The sequence below is a fragment of the Nocardioides sp. genome (genome assembly GCF_016462705.1).
Taxonomy (GTDB): domain Bacteria; phylum Actinomycetota; class Actinomycetes; order Propionibacteriales; family Nocardioidaceae; genus Nocardioides.
Window position 1 is genome coordinate 1 of sequence record NZ_JAEMSS010000242.1, and the last position, 5,084, is coordinate 5,084.

General features: G+C 72.6%; 5 protein-coding genes and 1 pseudogene. 3 read left to right on the forward strand and 3 right to left on the reverse strand.

The window, feature by feature from the left end:
• Positions 1 to 339: pseudogene (locus JHD21_RS20435) on the forward strand (SAM-dependent methyltransferase); the annotation flags it as partial.
• Between the two features lie 9 nt (positions 340 to 348).
• Here the strand turns inward: JHD21_RS20435 and JHD21_RS20440 are convergent.
• Positions 349 to 1,053, reverse strand: coding sequence for a DUF305 domain-containing protein (locus JHD21_RS20440; RefSeq protein ID WP_292679119.1), 705 nt, complete (start codon positions 1,051 to 1,053; stop codon positions 349 to 351).
• Between the two features lie 38 nt (positions 1,054 to 1,091).
• Here JHD21_RS20440 and JHD21_RS20445 point away from each other — a divergent pair, with 38 nt between their 5' ends.
• Positions 1,092 to 2,621: a hypothetical protein gene (locus JHD21_RS20445; RefSeq protein ID WP_292679122.1), complete on the forward strand. Its 1,530-nt coding sequence runs from the start codon at positions 1,092 to 1,094 to the stop codon at positions 2,619 to 2,621.
• Between the two features lie 14 nt (positions 2,622 to 2,635).
• Here the strand turns inward: JHD21_RS20445 and JHD21_RS20450 are convergent, their stop codons facing one another.
• A complete protein-coding gene (locus JHD21_RS20450) occupies positions 2,636 to 3,118 on the reverse strand; it encodes a hypothetical protein (RefSeq protein ID WP_292679125.1) in 483 nt (160 codons plus the stop codon).
• 74 nt (positions 3,119 to 3,192) lie between these two features.
• A complete protein-coding gene (locus tag JHD21_RS20455; RefSeq protein ID WP_292679127.1) occupies positions 3,193 to 3,822 on the reverse strand; it encodes a hypothetical protein in 630 nt (209 codons plus the stop codon).
• A gap of 106 nt (positions 3,823 to 3,928) precedes the next feature.
• Here JHD21_RS20455 and JHD21_RS20460 point away from each other — a divergent pair.
• The coding region (locus tag JHD21_RS20460; RefSeq protein WP_292679129.1) for a SpoIID/LytB domain-containing protein at positions 3,929 to 5,084 on the forward strand (1,156 nt) is incomplete at its 3' end.

A 5,084-nucleotide genomic window follows, 5' to 3' on the forward strand; every position in this document is an offset into this window, starting at 1 on the left:
TACGTCGTGCGATGCGGGTCGAGCCAGCCGTCTCCCGGCACCCAGCCGCCGCCGATGTGGGGGGACGAGGACCACGTGCGTGGTCTGCTCGGCGACCGGGTCACCGACGTCGTGGCCGAGACCGCTGCGCTCCCCGTGCCGTTGTTCCCCGACGGGGCGAGCTTCCGCGACTTCTTCAAGCGCACCTACGGACCGACCATCGCGGTGTACCGGTCCCTCGCGGACGACCCCGCCCGGACCGCCGAGCTCGACGAGGCCCTGGCGGCCCACGGCGACCGCTTCGTGGCCGACGGCGTCATGGCGTGGGAGTACCTCCTCCTCACCGCGCGCCGGCGCTGACTCGGCCGATCAGGGCGCCGCGAGGAGGGCCTGGAGCCGGGCGATCTCGGCACCCTGCTCGGCGACGATGTCGGTCGCCAGCTCGTTGACCCGAGGGTCCGTGCCGTGGGACAGGACGTACTCGGCCATCGCGATGGCCCCCTCGTGGTGCTCGACCATGCCCTCGACGAACAGCCGGTCGAACGCCGGTCCCTCGGCGTCCGCGAGCTCGTCCATCCGCTCGTCGGTCAGCAGCCCCTGCATGCCGGCGTGGCCGTGCTCGGCGTGGTCGTAGTCGCCGGCGTCGGCGTCGGCCGCGGGCACGTCGACCGACCGTTCGGTGAGCCACTGGGCCATCAGGAGGATCTCGGCGGACTGAGCGGCCGTGATCCGCTGCGCCGCCTGCACCAGCTCGCGGTTGTCGGTCCGGTCGCCGACGAGCCGGGCCAGGTCCAGGGCCTGCCGGTGGTGGAGCACCATCATCTGCACGAAGGCGACGTCGTCGTGGGCGGCGTCCGGCTCCTCCAGCGGCTCGCCGGGGTCCCGGGTCGTCGTGTCCTCGCCGGGGCCGCCGGGCTGGAGCTCGGGGACGGTCGCGGGCGGTCCGCTGGAGGTCGGACCGGACGACGTCGCGCCTGGTGCGGCCGCGGGCTCGTCGCTGCAGGCACTGAGTCCCACCAGCTGACAGACGACGGCAGTGACGACGAGCACCGTCGTCCGCCGGGTCCGCTGCACGCTGCGTAACCTAGCCCGCCGACCGCAGTTTGACCGTCGTGCCGACCCCACCCCGGAACCCACGTCGGATCCGCCTCGCCCTGACCCTGCTCTCCCTCGGCCTGCTCGGGACCGCGGTCGTCCAGGCGCCCGCGATCGCCACCGTCGTTCGCGGTGCCGACGACCCGGCGACCTGCACCACCGCCGAGCTCAGGGAGCTCCGGGCCGCCGGCGACAACTTCGCGGACCGGTGCCTCCTGCCGGGCCAGGAGCTCGCCGGGCTGCGCGGCGCCGACTTCGGGGCCGCCGCCGAGGTCGACAGGTCCGACGACCTCGAGCTGGTCGCCAACGTGCCCCTGAGCGGTGCGTTCGCCGAGGAGGGCGCCTACGGGACGGACATCGCCTTCAAGGGCCGCTACGCCTACCAGGGCAACTACAAGGGCTTCGCGGTCTACGACATCAAGAACCCCGCCGCGCCCCGGCTGGTCGCCCAGGTCGTCTGCCCGGGCAGCCAGGGCGACGTGTCGGTCTACCGCAAGGTCCTCGTCCTCAGCGTCGACTCGAGCCGCAGCGACAACACCTGCGCCAGCACCGGCCAGCCGGCCAGTGAGAAGTCCTCCTGGGAGGGCCTGCGCATCTTCGACATCCGGGAGCCGACCCGGCCGCAGTACGTCGCCGCGGTCGAGACCGCCTGCGGTTCGCACACGCACACGATCGCGCCGTCCAAGCGGGGCAAGTCGATCTTCGCCTACGTGTCGTCCTACGCACCCAGCGAGGACTTCCCGGACTGCCAGCCGCCCCATGACGTCATCAGCGTGGTGAAGGTTCCGCTGAAGAAGAAGAAGATGGCCAAGGCGCGGGTGGTCAACCAGCCCGTGCTGTTCCCGGACGGCGGCAACCCGGGCGTCCCCACGCCCACCAGCGAGACCAGTGGCTGCCACGACGTGACGGCGTACCCGGCCAAGAACCTGATGGCCGGAGCGTGCATGGGCGACGGCATCCTGATGGACATCGGCAACCGCAGGAACCCGGTGGTGGTCCAGCGGGTCACCGACCAGGTCAACTTCTCGTTCTGGCACTCCGCGACGTTCAACAACGCGGGGACCAAGGTGGTATTCACCGACGAGCTCGGCGGCGGGGCGCTGCCGACCTGCAACCCGGTCTTCGGCGCGACCCGGGGGGCCGACGGCATCTACGACATCGTCGACGGGCAGCTGCAGTTCCGCAGCTACTACAAGATGCCGCGGATCGAGGCCCTCACGGAGAACTGCGTGGCCCACAACGGGTCGTTGATCCCGGTGCCGGGCCGCGACATCATGGTCCAGGCGTGGTACCAGGGCGGCATCTCGGTCTTCGACTTCACCGACTCGGCCAACCCCGTGGAGATCGCCCACTACGACCCACCCCCGCTGTCGGAGACCGAGCTCGTGCTCGGTGGCGTGTGGTCGGCGTACTGGTACAACGGCAAGATCTACGGCAGCGACATCACCCGCGGGCTCGACGTGTTCCAGCTGAGCGACCCGCTGGTGGCGCCGGCGCAGCACGTGCGGTTCACCCGGTTCAACGCCCAGTCGCAGCCGTCCTACTGAGCCCGGACGAGGGCTCAGATCGGCAGCGGGTGCGGGGGTCCCGCGTAGAGCGCCCCCTGCGCGTAGCCTCCCGCGCCCCGGGCGTGCAGGGCCATCCGGCGCTGGATCGGCGACGTGTCGGTCTGGTCGGTGAACGACGTCAACCGGAGCGCCCGCCGCGGGTCGAAGGACAGCGGCTCCGGGCCGGTGGGGGGCTCCTCGTCGTAGCCGATCGCCTCCGCCCGGGCGAGGTGGAAGCGGGCCTCGGCGAGCGTCGTGTGGACGGCCAGCACGTCGGCGAGGCAGTCCACGGCCCTCAGCGCGGCTCGGGCCTCGGCGTACAGCCCGGCCGCGCGCTTCCACTCCGCGGACGCGTCGCCGTCCAGCCACGGCGGGCTGTCGTCGAGCCGTTCGGCCAGCGCGATCAGGTCCTCGCGGGCCAGCCGGATGCCCAGCCGGAACTCCGCGAGCGCGAGCTGGAGCCGCTGCGCTCGACGGCGGCGGGCGCCTCGGGCCATGCCAGATCGTAGGCCGGACGACGGCCTCCAGAGATCACGACAAGGTTGCAGTCACGGTCGCGGTCGGGTTGACGTCAGGGACGTGCGCCACCGGAGAGCTGATGCGTCGTCCCGGCACGCCGCATCGCCATCGCGACCGCCTCGTAGTCGTTCGCCATGCCCCGGCTCCGCATCTCGCGGGGTGACCGGGGTGCCGAGCCCAGCTCGTCCCAGGCGACGTTGCCGCCTCCGTCGAGCGTGAGCGTCCGGCGTCGTGGTGCCCGACCCGCCGCGATCAGGTCGGCGTCCTGCTGGCAGCAGGAGTACGTCGTCGGGGTGCCGCCGATCGGTGCCCACGTGGCCATGGTGACCGCCGGCCCGTGCTGCGGGTTGAACGCACACGGGTCTGTGCGGGTCGGCGGCTCCTCGCCGCGCGCGATCGCGTCGCTGCGCGCGAGGTGCACGAACGCCTGGCAGATGGTCTCCTGCACCGCGAGCACCGCGTCGGAGGTCTCGGCCTCCCGGAGCCGGGGCCTGGCCTCGGCGGTCAGGGCGCGGGCCTTCTCCCGCTCGGCGAGCGCCGCCGGCTCGGCCGGTGGTGCCTCGTCCTCCAGCCGTTCCCCGAGCTCGACGAGGTCCTCGCGGGCCAGCCGGGCCAGGGACCGCAGCTGGTCCGCCTCCGCCTGCGCGGCCTCACGCTTGGCCTTGAACGGGTTCAGTCCCATCGCGATGCTCCCCCCGTGTGCTCGACGGTCGTCCCAGCGTAGACGTCGAGGGCCGGGGACGGGGTTCCGCTGACAGATGCTGCGGACCGTCCTACTGTCGATCAGCGTGACCCCCTCTCGGCCGTCCGTCGTCGCCGCCCTCGTGCTCGCCCTCGCCACCGTGGGGCTCGCCGCCCCGGCGCACGCGGCCGCCGACGACTGGACCATCCCCGACAAGGCGACCATCCGGATCCACGGGCACGGCTACGGGCACGGGCACGGCATGTCCCAGCACGGCGCGCAGGGCGCGGCCCTGCAGGGGCTCACGCACCAGCAGATCGCCGAGTTCTACTACCCCGGCACGACGTGGGGGACGGCCAAGGGCAAGGTCAGCGTGCTGATCAGCGCCGACACCAGCAAGGACGTGCACGTGGTGGCCACGGCCCGGCTGAGGCTGCGGGTGCTGGCCAGCGGCACGGTGCTCGAGCTGGGCGCCGCACGCCCGAAGGCGTCGCGCTGGCGGATCACCCCGCTGAGCGGTGGCCGGTCCCAGGTCTCCTACCGGACGTCGTCGTGGAAGGTGTTCCGGACGTTCGCGGGCGACGCCGAGGTCTACACGGCCGGGGCGCCGACGACGCTGGTCCTGCCCGGGGGCGAGAAGGTCGCCTACCGCGGGAAGCTGCGCTCGGTGAAGAAGGACACCGTCAACGTGCTGCCGCTCGACCGGTACCTCCAGGGCGTCGTCCCGCAGGAGATGCCCCCGCTGTGGGAGCCCGAGGCGGTGCAGGCGCAGTCCGTCGCCGCGCGGACCTACGCGGCCTACGAGCGCGCCCACCCGATCGCCGCGCACTACCAGATCTGCGACACCACCTCCTGCCAGGTCTACGGCGGCGTCGGCGCCGAGCACCCGGCTGCCACGGCCGCCGTCCGCGCCACCCGCGGTGAGGTGCTGCTGTACGACGGAGCGCCGGCGTTCACCCAGTTCTCGGCCTCGAGCGGCGGCTGGACCTCGGCGGGCTCCGCGCCGTACCTCGTGGCCATCCAGGACCCCTACGACGGCTGGTCGGGCAACCCGCACAGCTCGTGGCAGACGGTCGTCAGCGACGGCACCGTGGAGAAGGCGTTCCCCGGTGTCGGCAACCTGACCCGGATCCGGTTCGCGGGCCGGGACGGGAACGGCGAGTGGGGCGGCCGGGTGGACTCGGTGACCGTCACGGGGACCGCCGGCTCGACGACGGTCTCCGGTGAGGACTTCCGGTTCCTGCTCGGGCTCCGGTCGGAGT

What these genes read in the sequence shown, in the direction of transcription:
- JHD21_RS20450 (WP_292679125.1), bottom strand. Translation starts at nt 3,118, where the DNA reads ATGGCCCGAGGCGCCCGCCGCCGTCGAGCGCAGCGGCTCCAGCTCGCG.
- JHD21_RS20455 (WP_292679127.1), bottom strand. Translation starts at nt 3,822, where the DNA reads ATGGGACTGAACCCGTTCAAGGCCAAGCGTGAGGCCGCGCAGGCGGAG.